This is a genomic window from Psychroflexus salarius, assembly GCF_900129035.1.
GTDB lineage: Bacteria > Bacteroidota > Bacteroidia > Flavobacteriales > Flavobacteriaceae > Psychroflexus > Psychroflexus salarius.
In genome coordinates this window covers 677,636-694,900 of record NZ_FQTW01000001.1, presented here as the reverse complement: position 1 = coordinate 694,900, position 17,265 = coordinate 677,636, and the positions used below count along the sequence as shown (strand labels likewise).

The following is a 17,265-nucleotide window of genomic DNA, read 5'->3' as shown; positions in this document are numbered from 1 at the left end:
GCTCACCTCTTCCCATTCCGAACAGAGAAGTTAAGCTCGTTAGCGCCGATGGTACTACAATCGTGGGAGAGTAGGTCGCCGCCTTCCTTTTATAATAAAACCCTTTAGATTATTCTTCTAAAGGGTTTTTTACTTTTTAGATAGTATTTACATTCTTGTAGGCACTTCAATCCCTAATAAATTAAAACACTTTTTTATTTGTCTTGAAGTCTCGACAGCTAAACTTAATCTTAAATTAGTCACATCAAGCTCATCAAAATCTATTATTATACAATTCTGATAAAAATTATTGAAGGTTTTAACTAATTCGTAAACATAGTTGCAAATTATTGCAGGACTATGGTTATTAGCTGCTTGTTGGATTGTTTCAGGGAACTGAGATATAAGATTGATAAGTGCTTTTTCTTTTAAATTAAAATTATAGTTAAAATATTGAACACTTACTCCTTCTTTATATTTCTGTTTTAATGATTTAATTCTTACATATGTATATTGTATAAAAGGTCCAGTGTTTCCATGAAAGTCAATTGATTCTTTTGGATTGAACATTATATTTTTTCGCGGGTCAACTTTTAGGATAAAGTATTTCAATGCGCCTTTACCGATTTTTTCATATAGCTTCTGTTTTTCATTACTATTTAAGTCATCAATTTTGCCAAGTTCTTCCGAAATATTTTTAGCAGAATCAATCATCTCCTCAATAAGCTTATCAGCATCGACAACAGTACCTTCTCGACTCTTCATTTTACCGTCAGGTAATTCAACCATTCCATAGCTTAAATGATAAAGATTATCAGCCCACTTGTATCCTAGCTTCTTCAATATTAAAAACAATACTTTAAAATGATAATCCTGTTCATTACCAACTGTATATATTAGACTGGTAATATTAAATTCTTTTACACGTTCAATTGCCGTTCCAATATCTTGGGTCATGTAAACTGATGTGCCATCTGAACGCAAAACAAGTTTTTCATCTAGCCCTTCATCTGTTAGGTCTATCCAAACACTACCATCACCTTTTTTGAAAAAGACTCCATTTTTAATTCCTTTTAAAATCTCATCTTTTCCTAATATATAAGTTTTGCTTTCATAGTAATTTTTATCAAAGTCAACACCTAATGATTTATATGTTTGATCAAAACCTTCATATACCCAATTGTTCATCTTCTTCCAGAGATCAACAGTTGCAGTATCATTGTTTTCCCACTTTTTAAGAAGCTCTTGTGCTTCAATTAATATTGGGGCGTTTTTTTTTGCTTCTTCTTTTGTATATCCTTTGTTAGTCAGTTCTTCAACTTCAGATTTGTAAACTTGATCAAATAAAACATAGTACTTGCCAACTAAGTGATCACCTTTTATTCCACTAGATTCTGGACTTTCACCATCACCAAATTTTTGCCAAGCTAACATAGATTTACAAATATGAATTCCTCTATCATTAATGATTTGTGTTTTATACACCTTATTTCCATTAGCTTTAAGAATTTCGGCAACGGAGTAACCTAGTAAGTTGTTTCTGATATGACCTAAATGGAGTGGTTTATTGGTGTTTGGTGAAGAATACTCTACCATGACACGAGGTGAGTTTTCATTCACTTCTTTAAATCCATAGTCTTTAGTTTCACTGATGTATTGAAGTTGTTTTATGAAGTAATTGTCTGTAAATGAAATATTTAAAAAGCCTTTTACCACATTAAAAGCTTCAACTTCGTTAATGTGTTCTTTTATATAATTGCCAATATTTTCAGCTAACTGCTTAGGATTTATTTTAATTTGTTTAAGAAGTGGGAACACAACTAAAGTTATGTCTCCTTCAAATTCTTTACGAGTTTGTTGAAATTCGAATTGATTTACTTCAACATTATGATTTTCTTTTAAATAATCTGAAACAGCTAAGCTTAAATCTTTTTTAATATTCATTTTTGTTCTTTTTCAAATGCAAAGATAATCTAAATATTTACCTCAATATGACTAAAGACTTCAATTATTAGGTATCTTTAAATCAAAAATGTTACTAAATATATCTTACAATCGGCCTAAAATTAAAGAACAAATTGATAAAGAAGTTGGTTCGCCTTTTAAGTGGTTAGAACGTATTAAGTTAGGAGGTATTGGCTCTGGTAAGTTATCAATAAATTCATCTAGTATTCATATTCATAATTTACTGATTTTAGACAACAATCTTAATAATTGCGGTATTGAAATAAGGCCAAAAGGTATTATTGTTAGTTTTAGATCCTTGCTCGAGACTTATGCCTTAATCATTCCTTATTATAAATTAAAGCTTTACAAAGGTCAGTCTCAAGTTTATTCTATCTATCGTGATAATTATTTTATTAAAGTTGACGTTAAAGAGAAACGACATCATGAATTTTTAAAGAAAATTCTTAAGCACCAAAACGATTTTTTACAACAAACTAGAATTAATTAATGAAGATACTCATAACAGGTGCTAATGGTTACATCGGGATTCGTCTGCTAACTAAGCTTTTTGATGAAGGTCATGATTTAGTTTGTGCAGTGAGGAGCGCAGATAGGCTTTCCTTAGATAGTGATATGAAGTCTAAAATTGAAATTATTGAAGTTGACTTTCTCGAGCCGGTTCAACAAAGCATCTTTCCTAATGATATTGATGTAGCTTATTACTTGCTTCATTCTATGTCTTCATCAGCAGATTTTTCTTCAGCTGAAGAGAAAACAGCTCTTAATTTTAATACTTATTTGAAGGATTTAAATGTTAAACAAGTTATTTATTTAAGTGGAATTATAAACGAAGAAGAATTATCTGAACATTTAACTTCTCGAAAAAATGTTGAAGAAATATTGTATAAAGGCAATTTTAATTTAACTGTTTTGCGCGCAGGTATAATTGTAGGTTCTGGTAGTGCATCTTTCGAGATTTTGAGAGATTTGTGTGAAAAATTACCTTTAATGATTACACCGCGATGGGTTAAGACCAAATGCCAACCGATAGCTATTCGTGATGTTCTTAATTATTTAGTGGGTGTAATTCAAAAAAAACAATCTTATAATGAGTCTTTTGATATTGCAGGTGATGAAATACTAACGTATCAAGAAATGATGAAGATGTATGCTGAAGTTAGAAATTTACCATTGAAAATAATCAATGTTCCTGTAATGACGCCACGCTTATCTTCTTACTGGTTATATTTTGTAACCGCAACCTCATACCGTCTTGCTGTTAATCTTGTTAATAGTATGAAAGTGGAAGTTGTTGCTAAAGATAATCGCATTAAATCGATTGTTAAGTTTAAGTCTACAAGTTATCGTAAAGCAATTCAATTAGCTTTTGCAAAAATTGAGCAGAATGAAGTTATTTCGAGTTGGAAAGACTCTAAAGTTAGTAGTCGTTACAATAAAAAAGATTTAAATAAATATATCAAAGTTCCTAAATACGGCTGCTTGAAAGATCATCAATTAATGCGAACTAAAAATCCTGAATTGGCTCTGCAGAAAATTTGGTCGATAGGTGGTCAAACAGGTTGGTATTATGCTGATTTTCTGTGGCGGGTGAGAGGTTTTATAGATAAACTTTTTGGTGGTGTTGGTTTACGCCGCGGAAGAACAAATCCTACAAAATTATATCCAGGTGATTCATTAGACTTTTGGCGTGTGCTTCATGCAGATAGATCTGAAAAAAGACTTTTGCTTTTTGCTGAAATGAAAATACCTGGTGAAGCTTGGCTCGAATTTTACATTGATGACGAAAATTTAGTACATCAAAACGCCACATTTAGACCGAGAGGTCTTGCAGGGAGAATTTATTGGTTTACTATGTTACCGTTTCATTTTTTTATTTTTAGAGGAATGCTCAGTAAAATAACTTCAACTGAGCTTTAGATGGCTTTATCAAAATGGTATTCAGTTTCAAGCTTACTTGTCTTACCTTCAAAAAAAAACATTTGAGATTTTGTATTTTCACTTTCAATAACAATACCTAGGTCGTTGTTCATATAAAGGACGTGAGTAGTTTTGTTTTTTAGAAAAAACAATAACGGAATTCCAAACCATTTGGTCTTCTTTTTAAAGCTAAAACCGCCATTTTTTCGTTTTCCCTTAATAATTTGAGTTTGAAATTGTCCACCATCATGAAAACTCACTTCAAGTTCTTTTTCATTTAATAGTCTCAAATTAACAAGCTCTACAGTAGAGTTGTATGGTATTTTTAACTGATCTAACAAGCTTACAGTCTCAAAGCTATTTACTGCCTGATTGTGGTAGGCACCATTAATATATTTTAGTTGCCCTTTATATAAGTGCACTGCATTGTCATGTAAACCTTTTTTAGTGCCACATGATACACAAATTAAAACGATGAAAAGTAGGCTGAAATGTTTCATAAACGCTTATTAATGGCTAATAATTCTTCTAAATAATCACGCTTATTAGATAGTCTAGGTATTTTGTGTTGACCACCAAGTTTATTATTCTGCCGCAACCATTCATGAAACAAATTTGGTTGAGCTACATTTAACTTTAAAAGTTTTAATGTCATATTATTATGGCGTTTAGCTTCATAATCACTATTGATGTTTTGAAGATTTTTATCTAATAATTGCCTAAACTCTTCAAGATGTTCTGGTTTCTTTTTAAACTCAATAATCCATTCATGCGCACCTTTATCCTTTCCATCCATAAAAATTGGTGCAGCACTATACTCAACGATAGAGCTATTGGTTTGTTTAGCTGTTTTTTTAATGGCTTCTTCTGCATTCTCAATAATGAGTTCTTCACCAAAAGCATTAATATGATGTTTAGTTCGGCCGGTTACTCGAACTCGATAAGGTGAGAGTGATGTAAATCGAACTGTATCACCAATTTTATATCGCCATAAGCCAGCATTACTTGTAATAATAACAGCGTAGTTTTTGTCTAGCTCTACTTCACTTAAAGGTATTATTTTTTCTTGAGTTGTACCATATGTTTCCATTGGAATAAATTCATAAAAAATACCATAATTAAGCATTAACAATAAATCTTTTGAATTACTAAGGTCTTGCGCCGCAAAAAAACCTTCAGACGCATTATAAATTTCGTAGTAGTTGAAGTCTTTATCGTCTATAAGTTGCTTGTATTGATTTCTATAAGGTTCAAAATTGACACCACCATGAAAATATACTTCTAAATCTGGCCATACTTCTTTAAGGTTAGTTTTTTCGGTTTCTTCTAAAATATTATTAATCAAAACTAACATCCAGGATGGTACACCTGCTAGACTGGTTACATTTTCTTTAATTGTTTCTTTAACAATGGCTTGCATTTTTTCGTCCCAATTGCTCATTAGCGAAACTTCACTGCCTGGCGTACTGCTGTAACTTGCCCAAAATGGCATATTATCTATAAGTAAAGCCGATAAATCGCCAAAAAGTGTGCCTTTATCTTTATATATTTCTTGACTTCCGCCTAAGCGCAAACTCTTTCCTGTAAATAATTTTGCATCTGGATTATTATTTAAATACATACATAATAAATCTTTACTTGCGGCATAGTGGCAATCTTCTAAAGATTCTTGACTAACAGGGATAAATTTACTTTTTGCACTTGTCGTACCGCTAGATTTGGCAAACATTTTTATGGGTGTAGGCCATAAAATATTAGATTCTCCATTTCTACAACGATTTATCGTAGGCTCTAGGGCTTCATAATTTGTAACTGGTACGTTTTTAGCAAAATCATCATAAGATTTTATTGAAGAAAAACCGTACATTTTACCGATTTCAGTATGCTTTGCTTTATCAATTAAACTGAGCAAAAGTTCATTTTGAACTTCATTCGGATATTTTAAAAATAACTCCATTTGATGGATTCTCTTTTTAAGAAACCACGATGCAATTGAATTTACAATAGGAATTGGCATGAATTATTTTATCTTTAAACTTTGATTCTAAAGTAATAAATCATTACAAAATACACTTATATAAATTCAAAAATATGCAATATCGCAGTTTACTTACCAAAATGAAAACCGAACTTCAAGACGAAGTTCAGTATTTTCTTGAAACTGAGTTTGATGTCTTAAATATGAATCAACTTCTTGATCGCGAATTAGCATTTTATTTTGTGAAATATGAGTGTTTAAATTGTCATGAAAATAAAAAAATATTCCGACAAGGCTTCTGTTACGACTGTTTTCAGTCTTCAGCTAAAGTTGGTGACTGGATAATGAAGCCTGAATTAAGTACTGCACATTTAGACCAGGAAGATCGTGACCTAGAATATGAAAAAAAAGTACAGCTGCAACCGCATATTGTCTATTTAGCAAATTCCAGTGCTGTAAAGGTTGGTGTAACCCGAAAAACCCAAGTGCCAACCCGTTGGATAGATCAAGGTGCGCATGAAGCTATCGAAATTTTAGAAGCGCCAAATCGATATTTGGCAGGAATTACTGAAGTTGCTTTAAAAAATCATGTAGCCGATAAAACCAATTGGCGAACAATGTTGAAAAATGAAATTAAAGACGAAAATTTAATTGAAATTAGAGATCAATTACTCCAATATATTCCTGACGAAGCTAAAGATTATGTTATTGGCAATAATAAAGAAACCAATATTAATTTTCCAGTTATAAAATATCCAGAAAAGCTTAAAAGTTTAAATCTTAATAAGGCGCAAAATTATAAGGGTAAATTAGTTGGGATTAAAGGTCAATACCTGATTTTTGAAGATCAAACGGTTTTTAATGTTAGAAATAACGAAGGTTTAGTGGTGGATTTAGAACTGGTATAAGCAAAAAAAGCTTTAGCATTTACGCTAAAGCTTTAAGCTTTATATTCAAAAACAAAGAAAGTTTATAAGTTCTCTTTCTCTTTTAAAGACTGAATGTATTGAGCCTTTTTAACTTGCTGTCTCTTCTCAACAGATGGTTTTGTAAATTCTTTTTTGTCGCGTAAAGTTTGTAGAACTTTAGTGTCACGAAACTTTCGCTTTAAACGTTTTAATGCACGTTCTATTTTTTCACCATCTTTAACTTTTACTACTAGCATATATAAATATATTAAATCGTGTTTACTTATTTTAAAGGTTGCAAATTTAGAAATAATTCTCTTACTATAAAGTAATTAAGACTAATTTTTTTTCTTCTTTTTACCAAATAATCCGCCAAGTACTTCTTTTACTTTTTCTTCAGTTTTTGTACTAGTACTATCAGACTTGTTATTTCCTAGTAAATTACCAACCTTATCGCTTATTTTATCTTTAATATTTTCTTTTTGTTGGTTAATTATTTGATTTTTTAAACTATTAATGGCTTGCTTTGTATCAATATTAAATACAGGATTTGTATGGCTTCCCGAAATATTTACAGGAACATCAACTTTAAAATTTTCATTAGATTTTCCGGCGAGTTGACTCAATTGATTACTAACATCATCACCTAAATATTCTGCTGGTAAATTTAAATTGAGTTGATAGTCTAATTGATTATCAAATCCATGAGATCCTTGTGCATTTACTTTAATATCATCAATATTAAAACTAAAAGGTTTTGTTTTAATTTGTCCATTAGTAAAACTTAAAAGCGCTGTTATATCTTTTAAATTTAGCTCGTCAAGCTTAATACCACTAAAATTAGAATTTAGACCGCTTAATAATTTTGATTGTTCAGGCGCGACACCAGCTTTTACAATAGTGGCTTTTAGATTACCGTCTAAACTTTGCTTAACCAAATCGAAATTTTGAGTCAATTTACCATCAAAATTAAGGTCAAAGTTCATATTACCAGTTAGTGCTTTTGTGATTGGTGCTAGAGATTTTAGTAGATCTATAGCTTCAAAACTTTCGGTGATATCTACTAAATTAAATCCAAGTTTAAAATCAAAATTTGGTTGCGCCGTCTTTGTATCAAAAAGTCCGTCAAGATTCAAGCTTCCGCCAAATACATCAGTAGATGCATCACTGATTTCTACAGCCGCATCTTTAATTTGTAGGCGACCACTCATATTTTTAAAATTGAAATTGGTATAATTGACTTTGTTAGCGTTAAATTTTAGTGTTAAATCTAAGAATTTTGGTAATTGTAACTGAGCAGTTTCAGGCGTGCTGGCTACATCATTATCAGTTGAAGTTTCTCCGCTTGGCTGTTTGTTAGCGTTTTCAGTTTCGGTAGCAGCCATAAAGTCACTAACGCTAAAATAAGTAGATGTAGCATTTAGACTTCCTTTTAGCGTTTCTTCATTAAGCGCAAAGCCCATAAGATTACTTAAGCTACCTGTTGCTTTTAAGTTACTTTCGCCAGCTTGCATTTCAAAACTAGTTAAGCTTGCTGTATTTGTGTTAAACTTCACCTTAGCATCGCTAATTTTTATTTCTTTCGGTAAGGCTTCATCTTGGTAAGTAAAATTGCTTAAGCCTAGATTTCCATTTAAATTGACATGCTCATAATTTTTATTTTGAACTTCAACTAAACTAAATTTCCCTTTCAAATTACTTGTTAAAATGCCTTGCATTGGTAAATCAGTTTCAATGGGGTAAGCTTGTTTTAAATTGGCAAGGTTTAAAGTTCCGTTAGCAGCTAAATCGATCATCATTTGCTTAGTTAAGTCGCTAATTTTCAAACTTCCAGAGAATTGGTCATCTGCGATATTAAAACTAAAAGGACTGATATTTACATAAGTATCTTCAACAATTCCAGTTTCATTAATCACAGCTAAATCAATGTCTATATGGCTAATCGGTTGTGGTAAATCACTATATTTCAAACGCGCATTGTTACTTTTACCTGTAATGTTTATTGTAGGTATTTTTGTCTCAGTTACTTGACCTTTTATTTCACCTTTGAGTTGAAATTCGCCTTGAGTTTCAATACCTTCAAGGTTACCGGCGTAAGCTTCTGGTATTAAACCCATAAAGTTTTTAAAATCAGCGTTTGGTGTAGAAAAACTAATGTTAATATCTTGATACTCATCAAATAGTTGCACATAACCATCAAAATTAAGCGGTAGTTGATTAATTAAGGCTTCATTCTCTAAAAATGAAAACTTCATCTTGTCTAAATCAATTTTTAATAGTGCATCAAGCTGAATGCTATTATTGCTAAGATAGTCAACGCCATCAAACCTAAAACTGATTTTTGCATCGGTATGTGTGTTAAGATTTGTAGTTGAGGCCACTAAATTTCCTTCTCCGTTATGGTTAAAATCTGATAAGCTAAAGCGCATTTTTGAAGACGTATCCTCATAAACAATAGACGAATTTGATATGCTGTAGCTGTTTAGCGCAAGTTGAAGTGGCTTACTGTTTTTTGTATTAGTATCAGTTGAAGTTTCATCGTTAGCTTCAACCTTAGCTATATTGTAGTTGGCTTTGCCGTCTTCATTAACTTTAATGTTAATATGAGCTTGGTTAACTTCAACTGCGTCAATAATAATTTCATCTGAAGTTAATAGTTGCCAAACGCCTAACTCTAGTGAAATGCTGCCAGATTTAATTAAGGTATCGTCTTTAAATTCAACTTGATTTATAATTTCGAGTTCTTGTAAATCAAGGCTTGCTTTTGGGAAGTGACTAATCAAGCTTAAGTCTAATGATTGCCAGTCAACTTTGGCGGTTAAATTTTGATTAATGCTTTTTTTAAGTTTGGCTTCGATCTCATCTTCAAATAAAATAGGAATCACAAAAAGTGCAAGAATAATGAGTCCTAAAATTAGACCGATAATTTTAAGTGTTTTTTTCATAGATAAATGTTGTTATCAAGCCGTTACGTCAGCTTCGAGATTAATTTCTTCGTTTGGTTTAAGTCGGTAGACTTTTCTGAAAAGGTACACAAAAAGATACAAAAAAGGTGTGTCTATAACAGCAATTAAGACTTTAAATAAAAAGCCACCTAAGAGTAATCCGCCAAAAAGAGACCATTCAATTTTACCAAATGTACATAATAATAGAAGTACAGATGCCGTATCTACAAATTGAGAACTAAAGGTTGAAAAGTTGTTACGCAGCCATAAATGTTTGCCTTTGGTAAGTTTTTTCCAAAAATGATAAATATAAATATCAATATATTGTGCCAATAAATAAGCCACCATCGAAGCAAAAACAGCAATACCTGTTGCGCCAAATACTTTATTAAAAAGTTGGTCTCCGATAGGGCTCCAATTGGTTGATGGAACTGCATCAGCTGCCAAGATAATTAAAAGCGAAAAAAAAGAGGCAAATATCCCAGCGGTCACTACTTGATTGGCCTTTCTTTTGCCATAAATTTCACTAATTAAATCGGTGATTAAAAACGTAATAGGATAAGGTAAAATTCCTACAGAAATCTCGAATGTGTACAATCCAAAAAAATCGTAGTAAAAAAATTTTTGAAAAATTAAATTAGAGGCTACTAATGAAGCCACAAATAAAGCACCCAAAATGAGGTACACGCGTTGGGCTGAAAGTTTTTGTTTTAGAGTCAAAAGTTTTAAAGTTGATGTTTACCTTTGTGGCAAATTTAATTAGTTTAATAAGCAATGCTCAATCAAAACACTAATTTGTTTGAGGCAACAGTACTAAATTTTTCTTAACTATTGGAAACCAACAAAACAGCTTACATTGCTATTGGTAGTAATCAAGGACAAAAATTACAGCATCTTCAAGATGCTATTGATATGATTTATAGCGAAGTAGGTGATGTTGTTCGCGTTTCAAAAATTTACAAAACACCAGCTTGGGGTTTTAACGGTAACGAATTTTTAAACGCTTGTATAGAAGTCATTACAAGACTAACAGCCGAAGATTTATTAAGATCGCTTTTAGAAATTGAGCTAAAATTAGGTCGAGAACGTATCCCAAATCAATACACCAATCGAACTATAGATTTAGACATTATTTTTTATGATAGACTGAAGTTAGAGCAAGAACATTTGGTTATTCCGCACCCTAAACTCACCAGTCGAAAATTTGTATTACAGCCTTTAGCCGATTTAATTCCCTATTTTACACATCCCGATTTTAAAACTAATATTTCTGATTTATTAGCAAATACAGCTGATAATTCTACTATTGAAGTTGTTACAGAACAACTTCAACCAAAATTCAATCAACTAGAGAAATTAAGTTTTTTAGCGATTGAAGGTAACATAGGTTCTGGTAAAACCAGTTTATCTCAAATGATTTCAGAAGATTTTAATGCAAAACTTATCTTAGAACGATTTAAAGATAACGCCTTTTTGCCAAAGTTTTATGAAGATCAAAAACGTTATGCCTTTCCATTAGAAATGTCTTTTCTTGCCGATCGGCATCAACAAATTGCAGACGATATTGCTCAATTTGATTTGTTTACTGATTTCGTTGTATCTGATTACGATGTGCATAAATCACTCATTTTTGCTAAAGTAACGCTCGAAGCTGAGGAATTTTCACTTTATAAAAAGATATTTAATGTTATGTATAGTGAAATTCCTAAACCAGATTTATACGTTTATTTATACCAAAGTACCGAGCAGTTACTTGAAAATATAAAAAAACGTGGCCGTGATTATGAGCAAAATATTGCGCCAGATTATCTAGAACAAATAAATACGGGTTACCTTGAATTTATTAAACATCAACAGCAACTAAATATTAAATTAATTGATATGGCTTCTATTGATTTTGTAAACTCAAGAAGCGACTATAATCAACTGATAAAAACAATAAATCATTCAATTTCTCATCTAAATTTAAACGTATGAAAGACGGTCTATACGCAAACTTTAAAACCAATAAAGGCGATATTTTAGTTCAATTAACCTTTGAAAAAACACCAGGAACAGTAGCTAATTTTGTTGGCCTTGCCGAAGGAAAACTTGAAAATAAGGCAAAAAAAATAGGTAAGCCTTACTATGATGGATTAAAATTTCATCGGGTAATTGCTGATTTTGTAATTCAAGGTGGTGATCCTGCAGGAAATGGTTCAGGTGGTCCAGGCTATAATTTTGATGATGAATTTCATCCTGACTTAAAACATGATCGTGCAGGTGTTTTATCAATGGCAAATGCTGGTCCAGGTACCAACGGAAGTCAATTTTTTATCACGCATAATGAAACACCTTGGCTAGATGGTAAGCATGCTGTTTTTGGCTACGTCGTCAATGGCCAAGATGTTGTCAATAAAATTAACCAAGGCGATAAGATTGAAACACTCGAAATTAAACGCATAGGAGATGCGGCTGAAGCTTTTGATGCTGTAAAAACATTTAGGGATTTTAACGAAGCAAAATCAGAACGTGAAGCCAAAGCAAAAGCAGAATTAGAACAGAAAATTAATGAATTAACCGACGATAGCTTTAAAACTACTGACTCTGGTCTACGCTATAAAGTACTAGCTGAAGGTGATGGAGATATTTTGAAAGCAGGAACTTCGGTTAATATCCATTATACAGGTAAATTAGCTAACGGACAATTATTTGACTCTTCATATCAACGTAATCAGCCTATTAATTTTGTTTTAGGTCAAGGTCAAGTTATTCAAGGTTGGGACGAAGGTCTTCAGCTATTGTCTAAAGGCGCAAAAGCTAAATTTGTAATTCCACCACATTTAGGTTATGGTGATCGTGATATTCAAGGTGTAATTCCTGCAAATTCAATTTTATGTTTTGAAGTAGAAGTGGTTTAAAATAAATGTTTAAAGTTGCATTTTAACAAAAAAGCGTAAATCAACTGATTTACGCTTTTTTTATATAAAACTATAAGAACAAATTTTATTTCATTAATTATCCTCTGGTGGATATTTTGCTAATATTTCAGCTACAATACGATTAATTTTTTCGATTTTTTTATCAACACCTTGATCTAAATCTAAAATACCAGTACCTAAACCTTGCCAAACTAATTCATTTTGTTGCGCATCAATCAAATCTATAAAAAGTGTACCTTCTATGTTTTGTGTAACGGTATTCATGCCTTGTGGTCCCCAAAACCATGGATTCCAGCCCCAGCCATAACCAAAATTATTTTGATGAATATTAATATTTTCACGTGTTTCTGTAAAAATACTAACTAACAAATCAGGATTTGAAGATTTCGTGAAGCCTTTTTTAAGCAGTTCAGATTCAATAGCGCGTAAAATGCGTTTTTTGTCTAAATCAGAAATTTCTGCTTTATCAATACCAGGTTTATAGAAAGCAAAACTTTTATAAGAATCAAAATTAGCTTCTTTACTATAATCAGTAGCCACTTTGATGCTGCTACAAGCACCTAGTAAGCTAAAAATAACAGCAAAACTTATTAGTTTAAAAGTACGTAACATGTTTTTGAATTTTAGGGGTTAATTAAATCATCATCAACCAAATTAGGTAATGTTACTTTAAGTCTAGGTTCAGACTTCATAGCTCGTTTAATGGTATCAATTGCACCTCTATTTCTTGCCCAACTTCTTCTTGAAATACCATTGGTAACATCCCAGTGTAACATCGATTTTAACTTGTGTCGAGATGATTCATTACCTTCAAGTATCATGCCAAATCCACCATTAATCACTTCGCCCCAACCGACGCCACCGCCGTTATGAATACTTACCCAAGTTGCTCCTCTAAAACTATCTCCAATTACATTTTGTATCGCCATGTCAGCGGTAAATTGGCTGCCATCATAAATATTAGAAGTTTCTCTGTATGGTGAGTCAGTTCCAGATACATCGTGATGATCACGGCCTAAAATCACAGGACCGATTTCGCCGTTTGCAATGGCTTCATTAAAAGCTTCGGCAATTTTCATGCGTCCTTCGGTGTCAGCATAAAGTATTCTAGCTTGTGAGCCTACAACTAACTTATTTTCTTGAGCTCCTTTTATCCAAGTGATATTATCTTGCATTTGTTGTTCAATGTCTGGCGTGGCTTCTTTTTTAAGTTTTTGTAAAACTTCAGTTGCAATTTGATCGGTTTTAGCTAAGTCTTCAGGTTTTCCTGAAGCACAAACCCATCGAAAGGGTCCAAAACCGTAATCAAAGCACATTGGTCCCATAATATCTTGAACGTAACTTGGGTAAGCAAAGGCCGAGTTTGGGTTTTTAATTTCATCTTTCGTAACAAATTCACCTTTGTCATTACGGTAAATTTTAGCACCTGCACGAGAAGCTTCTAGTAAAAACGCATTACCATAATCAAAAAAATATGTTCCTTTTGCTGTGTGCTTGTTAATAGCTTTAGTTTGTCTTATTAAGCTTTTTCTTACATAAGATTTAAACTTTTCAGGGTCGTTTGCCATGAGCTCGTTGGCTTCTTCATAAGTTAAGCCAACAGGATAATAGCCGCCAGCCCATGGATTATGAAGTGATGTTTGGTCACTTCCTAAATCAATGTGCAAGTTAGCTTCATCAAAGGCTTCCCAAACTTCAACGATGTTGCCATCATAGGCAATTGAAACAACTTCCTTTTGGTCTTTTGCTGTTTGAACTCGTTTAACTAACTGATTAATATCGCTAATAACTTCATCAACCCAAGCTTGTTCATGTCTTACTTTTGTTGCTTTAGGGTTAACTTCAGCACAAACGGTAATACAACCAGCAATATTACCAGCTTTGGGTTGTGCACCACTCATTCCGCCTAGTCCAGCAGTTACAAATAAACCGCCTTTAGGGGATTTTTTTATTTTTCTAAAAGCATTTAAAACGGTAATTGTTGTCCCGTGAACTATACCTTGTGGACCAATATACATATAGCTTCCTGCTGTCATTTGTCCGTATTGTGAAACGCCTAAAGCATTAAATTTTTCCCAATCATCAGGCTTTGAGTAATTTGGAATGACCATACCATTAGTAACGACAACTCTTGGTGCTTGTTCACTTGATGGAAATAAACCCATTGGATGTCCTGAATACATGGCCAAGGTTTGTTCATCAGTCATTTCAGCAAGATATTTCATAGTTAACCGATATTGTGCCCAGTTTTGAAAAACACCACCATTACCGCCATAAGTAATTAGCTCGTCTGGATGTTGTGCTACTGCATGGTCAAGATTGTTTTGAATCATCAACATAATCGCTTTAGCTTGTATGCTTTTTCCAGGATAATCATCAATTGGTCGGGCATAAATTTTATGCACAGGTTTAAATCTGTACATGTAAATTCTGCCATAGGTTTTAAGTTCGTGTTTAAACTCTTTGGCTAATTCTGCATGATGTTGAGGCTCAAAATAACGAAGCGCATTTCGCAAAGCTAATTGTTCTTCTTCGGGTGATAATATTTTTTTACGTTTTGGTGCATGATTGATTGTTTCGTCTAAAGTTTTAGGTTGAGGTAACTTGTTAGGAATGCCTTCTAAAATTTCTTCTTTAAATGTAATCATAATTGTTAATCTGTTTTTTTATTAAATCCATAAGGACAATGGCGACAACCACTTTTACAGCAATATCCGCGTTTGAGGTGATATTGCTCAGTAAAACATCGATAACCTTCGGCGGTGATGTAATAATCACCTTCTTCTAATGGAATTTTTTTGTTGTGAAAACTCATTTAATCTTTAATAAGATATTTAAGTTAATAAATAGCTTGTATTTTTGTAAAAATCAGCAATTAAACAACAAAAATAGAATACAATCGATAATTTTTTCACAAAAACTGTAATTTCTAAAAATCAATTTATCGATCGAATTAATGGTGTTGAACTTTATCTTAAGCGTGAAGACCAAATTCATCCTTATATTTCTGGCAATAAATTTCGTAAACTGAAATATAATTTATTAAAAGCTAAACAACAAAAATCAGCTTCAGTGTTAAGTTTCGGCGGTGCCTATTCTAATCATATTGCAGCATTGGCTGAAGCCTGTAAGCTAACTAAATTGAAGTCGATTGGAATTATCAGAGGTGATGAACTTGGGCAAAATCTTGAAAAGACACTTTCTGAAAATCAAACCTTAAAACGCGCATATTCAAATGGTATGCAATTACATTTTGTGTCAAGAGCCGATTATCGCAAAAAAGAATTTTTACCTTTAGTAAATCGACTTTTAGAGTCAGAAAATGCACTTTTAATTCCCGAAGGCGGTACAAATCAATTAGCGATTAAAGGTTGTCAAGAAATATTAACACAGGCTGATAATGATTTTGACGTCATTGCTTGTTCATTAGGAACTTCAGGAACCTTTTCAGGACTAGTTGAAGCCTCAAACTCAAAACAATATCTATTAGGATTTCCTGCTTTAAAAGGGGACTTTTTTCATAACGAAATTAAAAAATATACCTCTAAATCTAATTGGAGACTTGCAGACTACCATTTTGGTGGTTACGCGAAATATTCTGTTGAATTAATCAACTTTATGAACGATTTTAAGCAGAAATATGGTGTCAGCTTAGACCCGATTTATACCGGTAAAATGATGTATGGCTTGCTAGAGCTTGTTAAATCTGGGCACTTTTCTAAAAATACTCGTATTTTAGCAATTCATACTGGCGGTTTGCAAGCAATTCAAGGCTTTAACAAGCGCTTAGTTACTAAAAATGAACCACAAATCATATGAAAAAAATAAGTGTATTAATTTTAATAGGAATTTTTGTTATTTCATGTGGAACTAAAAAGAAGGTCGTAACAACTCAGCCATCTTCTTCAACTTCAACTGAAATTAAAGAACAAGCACCACCAGTACAGCCTAGTTTACCAACACCAGTTGAAGCAGAAACACCTAAAATTGAACAACAAATTCCGACTGAAAACTTATCGCCAGTAGAACGTTACATTTATAACTTTGCGGGTATAGCTCAAGAAGAAATGCGTTTGTATGGCATTCCTGCGAGTATTACTTTAGCGCAAGGTATTTTAGAATCGGGTAGTGGTAATGGTCCATTAACTCAAAAAAGTAACAATCATTTTGGTATAAAATGCAACGGCTGGCAAGGTGAAAAAGTGTACCACGATGATGATGAATTACAAGAATGTTTTAGGAAGTATAAAGATCCAAAGTATTCTTTTAGAGATCATTCATTGTTTTTATACGAGCGCTCACGTTATGCATTTCTATTTGATTTTGATAGAGACGATTATAAATCGTGGGCAAGAGGTTTAAAAAAAGCAGGTTATGCCACAGACCCTGCATACCCTAGAAAATTAATTAGTTTAATAGAGCGTTATGATTTACATCGATACGATTTAGAGGTGTTAGGTAAAATTGATGTTAGAGACTTACCTAAACCAATTCGAGTTCAGCCAACTGAAAATGCTTACAGAGTGAAAGCCGGTGATACTTTATATGGCATAGCTCAAAAATTTAACTTAACGGTAGAAGAATTAAAAACCATTAATCGTTTAAATTCTAATACGATTTCAATAGGACAACTTTTAAAACTTAATTAA

At 32.5% G+C, this 17,265-nt stretch carries 16 protein-coding genes and 1 rRNA gene; 8 read left to right on the top strand and 9 right to left on the bottom strand.

Translation table 11 applies throughout. The annotated features are described in order from the left end of the window. Window positions 1-87 (top strand): 5S ribosomal RNA (gene rrf, locus BUB82_RS03160); the annotation flags it as partial. A 60-nt stretch (window positions 88-147) separates the two neighbouring features. On the opposite strand, the gene argS is transcribed toward rrf, so the two are convergent. Next, complete coding sequence (argS, locus tag BUB82_RS03155; protein WP_073191815.1) at window positions 148-1,923, bottom strand: arginine--tRNA ligase; 1,776 nt, start codon at window positions 1,921-1,923, stop codon at window positions 148-150. 88 nt (window positions 1,924-2,011) lie between these two features. Here argS and BUB82_RS03150 point away from each other — a divergent pair, with 88 nt between their 5' ends. After that, window positions 2,012-2,434: a hypothetical protein gene (locus tag BUB82_RS03150; RefSeq protein WP_073191813.1), complete on the top strand. Its 423-nt coding sequence runs from the start codon at window positions 2,012-2,014 to the stop codon at window positions 2,432-2,434. Next, window positions 2,434-3,864 (top strand): SDR family oxidoreductase, encoded by a 1,431-nt coding sequence (locus BUB82_RS03145; RefSeq protein WP_073191811.1) that lies wholly within the window; start codon window positions 2,434-2,436, stop codon window positions 3,862-3,864. The genes BUB82_RS03150 and BUB82_RS03145 overlap by 1 nt, the downstream gene beginning before the upstream one ends. Here BUB82_RS03145 and BUB82_RS03140 read toward each other — a convergent pair. Continuing rightward, complete coding sequence (locus BUB82_RS03140) at window positions 3,861-4,364, bottom strand: hypothetical protein (protein WP_073191810.1); 504 nt, start codon at window positions 4,362-4,364, stop codon at window positions 3,861-3,863. The two genes, BUB82_RS03145 and BUB82_RS03140, sit on opposite strands and share 4 nt — an antisense overlap. Further along, complete coding sequence (locus BUB82_RS03135) at window positions 4,361-5,881, bottom strand: GH3 auxin-responsive promoter family protein (protein ID WP_073191808.1); 1,521 nt, start codon at window positions 5,879-5,881, stop codon at window positions 4,361-4,363. Before BUB82_RS03135 ends, BUB82_RS03140 begins: the two co-directional genes overlap by 4 nt. A 74-nt stretch (window positions 5,882-5,955) precedes the next feature. Here BUB82_RS03135 and BUB82_RS03130 point away from each other — a divergent pair, with 74 nt between their 5' ends. Continuing rightward, window positions 5,956-6,750 carry a DUF2797 domain-containing protein gene (locus tag BUB82_RS03130; RefSeq protein ID WP_083574454.1) on the top strand — a complete coding sequence of 265 codons (795 nt, stop codon included), beginning with the start codon at window positions 5,956-5,958 and terminating at the stop codon, window positions 6,748-6,750. Between the two features lie 62 nt (window positions 6,751-6,812). Here BUB82_RS03130 and rpsU read toward each other — a convergent pair whose 3' ends face one another. The 3 genes from rpsU to BUB82_RS03115 all read right to left on the bottom strand — a co-directional run bounded on the left by rpsU (window position 6,813) and on the right by BUB82_RS03115 (window position 10,415). Further along, window positions 6,813-7,007: a 30S ribosomal protein S21 gene (gene rpsU / locus BUB82_RS03125; protein WP_073191805.1), complete on the bottom strand. Its 195-nt coding sequence runs from the start codon at window positions 7,005-7,007 to the stop codon at window positions 6,813-6,815. Between the two features lie 81 nt (window positions 7,008-7,088). Next, on the bottom strand, window positions 7,089-9,695 hold the full coding sequence (locus tag BUB82_RS03120) for an AsmA-like C-terminal region-containing protein (protein ID WP_073191803.1): 2,607 nt from the start codon (window positions 9,693-9,695) through the stop codon (window positions 7,089-7,091). A gap of 15 nt (window positions 9,696-9,710) precedes the next feature. After that, complete coding sequence (locus BUB82_RS03115; protein ID WP_073191802.1) at window positions 9,711-10,415, bottom strand: queuosine precursor transporter; 705 nt, start codon at window positions 10,413-10,415, stop codon at window positions 9,711-9,713. 111 nt (window positions 10,416-10,526) lie between these two features. Here BUB82_RS03115 and folK point away from each other — a divergent pair, with 111 nt between their 5' ends. Together folK and BUB82_RS03105 are read left to right on the top strand one after the other, a co-directional pair. Continuing rightward, complete coding sequence (folK, locus tag BUB82_RS03110; RefSeq protein ID WP_073191800.1) at window positions 10,527-11,672, top strand: 2-amino-4-hydroxy-6-hydroxymethyldihydropteridine diphosphokinase; 1,146 nt, start codon at window positions 10,527-10,529, stop codon at window positions 11,670-11,672. Beyond that, the gene (locus tag BUB82_RS03105; protein ID WP_073191798.1) at window positions 11,669-12,595 is read left to right on the top strand and encodes a peptidylprolyl isomerase; all 927 of its coding nucleotides are present in this window, start codon (window positions 11,669-11,671) and stop codon (window positions 12,593-12,595) included. The genes folK and BUB82_RS03105 overlap by 4 nt, the downstream gene beginning before the upstream one ends. Before the next feature lie 93 nt (window positions 12,596-12,688). Here the strand turns inward: BUB82_RS03105 and BUB82_RS03100 are convergent, their stop codons facing one another. The 3 genes from BUB82_RS03100 to BUB82_RS11750 are packed head-to-tail and all read right to left on the bottom strand — an operon-like array spanning window position 12,689 to window position 15,431. Beyond that, entirely contained in the window at window positions 12,689-13,228 is a 540-nt protein-coding gene (locus BUB82_RS03100) for a DUF4136 domain-containing protein (RefSeq protein WP_073191796.1), read from the bottom strand. A gap of 11 nt (window positions 13,229-13,239) precedes the next feature. Continuing rightward, window positions 13,240-15,261, bottom strand: coding sequence for a urocanate hydratase (locus BUB82_RS03095; RefSeq protein WP_073191894.1), 2,022 nt, complete (start codon window positions 15,259-15,261; stop codon window positions 13,240-13,242). A gap of 8 nt (window positions 15,262-15,269) precedes the next feature. Then, entirely contained in the window at window positions 15,270-15,431 is a 162-nt protein-coding gene (locus BUB82_RS11750; protein ID WP_159432019.1) for a C1orf53 family protein, read from the bottom strand. A gap of 83 nt (window positions 15,432-15,514) precedes the next feature. Between BUB82_RS11750 and BUB82_RS03090 the strand changes: the two genes are divergently transcribed. Together BUB82_RS03090 and BUB82_RS03085 are read left to right on the top strand one after the other, a co-directional pair. Next, the gene (locus BUB82_RS03090; RefSeq protein WP_083574453.1) at window positions 15,515-16,435 is read left to right on the top strand and encodes a 1-aminocyclopropane-1-carboxylate deaminase/D-cysteine desulfhydrase; all 921 of its coding nucleotides are present in this window, start codon (window positions 15,515-15,517) and stop codon (window positions 16,433-16,435) included. Continuing rightward, complete coding sequence (locus BUB82_RS03085; protein WP_073191793.1) at window positions 16,432-17,265, top strand: glucosaminidase domain-containing protein; 834 nt, start codon at window positions 16,432-16,434, stop codon at window positions 17,263-17,265. The genes BUB82_RS03090 and BUB82_RS03085 overlap by 4 nt, the downstream gene beginning before the upstream one ends.

Bases quoted from the DNA above. Each gene is read 5' to 3' on its own strand.
- BUB82_RS11750 (WP_159432019.1), bottom strand. From the start codon at position 15,431: ATGAGTTTTCACAACAAAAAAATTCCATTAGAAGAAGGTGATTATTAC.
- BUB82_RS03100 (WP_073191796.1), bottom strand. From the start codon at position 13,228: ATGTTACGTACTTTTAAACTAATAAGTTTTGCTGTTATTTTTAGCTTA.
- rpsU (WP_073191805.1), bottom strand. From the start codon at position 7,007: ATGCTAGTAGTAAAAGTTAAAGATGGTGAAAAAATAGAACGTGCATTA.
- BUB82_RS03150 (WP_073191813.1), top strand. From the start codon at position 2,012: ATGTTACTAAATATATCTTACAATCGGCCTAAAATTAAAGAACAAATT.
- BUB82_RS03085 (WP_073191793.1), top strand. From the start codon at position 16,432: ATGAAAAAAATAAGTGTATTAATTTTAATAGGAATTTTTGTTATTTCA.
- BUB82_RS03140 (WP_073191810.1), bottom strand. From the start codon at position 4,364: ATGAAACATTTCAGCCTACTTTTCATCGTTTTAATTTGTGTATCATGT.
- BUB82_RS03130 (WP_083574454.1), top strand. From the start codon at position 5,956: ATGCAATATCGCAGTTTACTTACCAAAATGAAAACCGAACTTCAAGAC.
- BUB82_RS03120 (WP_073191803.1), bottom strand. From the start codon at position 9,695: ATGAAAAAAACACTTAAAATTATCGGTCTAATTTTAGGACTCATTATT.
- BUB82_RS03145 (WP_073191811.1), top strand. From the start codon at position 2,434: ATGAAGATACTCATAACAGGTGCTAATGGTTACATCGGGATTCGTCTG.
- argS (WP_073191815.1), bottom strand. From the start codon at position 1,923: ATGAATATTAAAAAAGATTTAAGCTTAGCTGTTTCAGATTATTTAAAA.
- BUB82_RS03105 (WP_073191798.1), top strand. From the start codon at position 11,669: ATGAAAGACGGTCTATACGCAAACTTTAAAACCAATAAAGGCGATATT.
- BUB82_RS03135 (WP_073191808.1), bottom strand. From the start codon at position 5,881: ATGCCAATTCCTATTGTAAATTCAATTGCATCGTGGTTTCTTAAAAAG.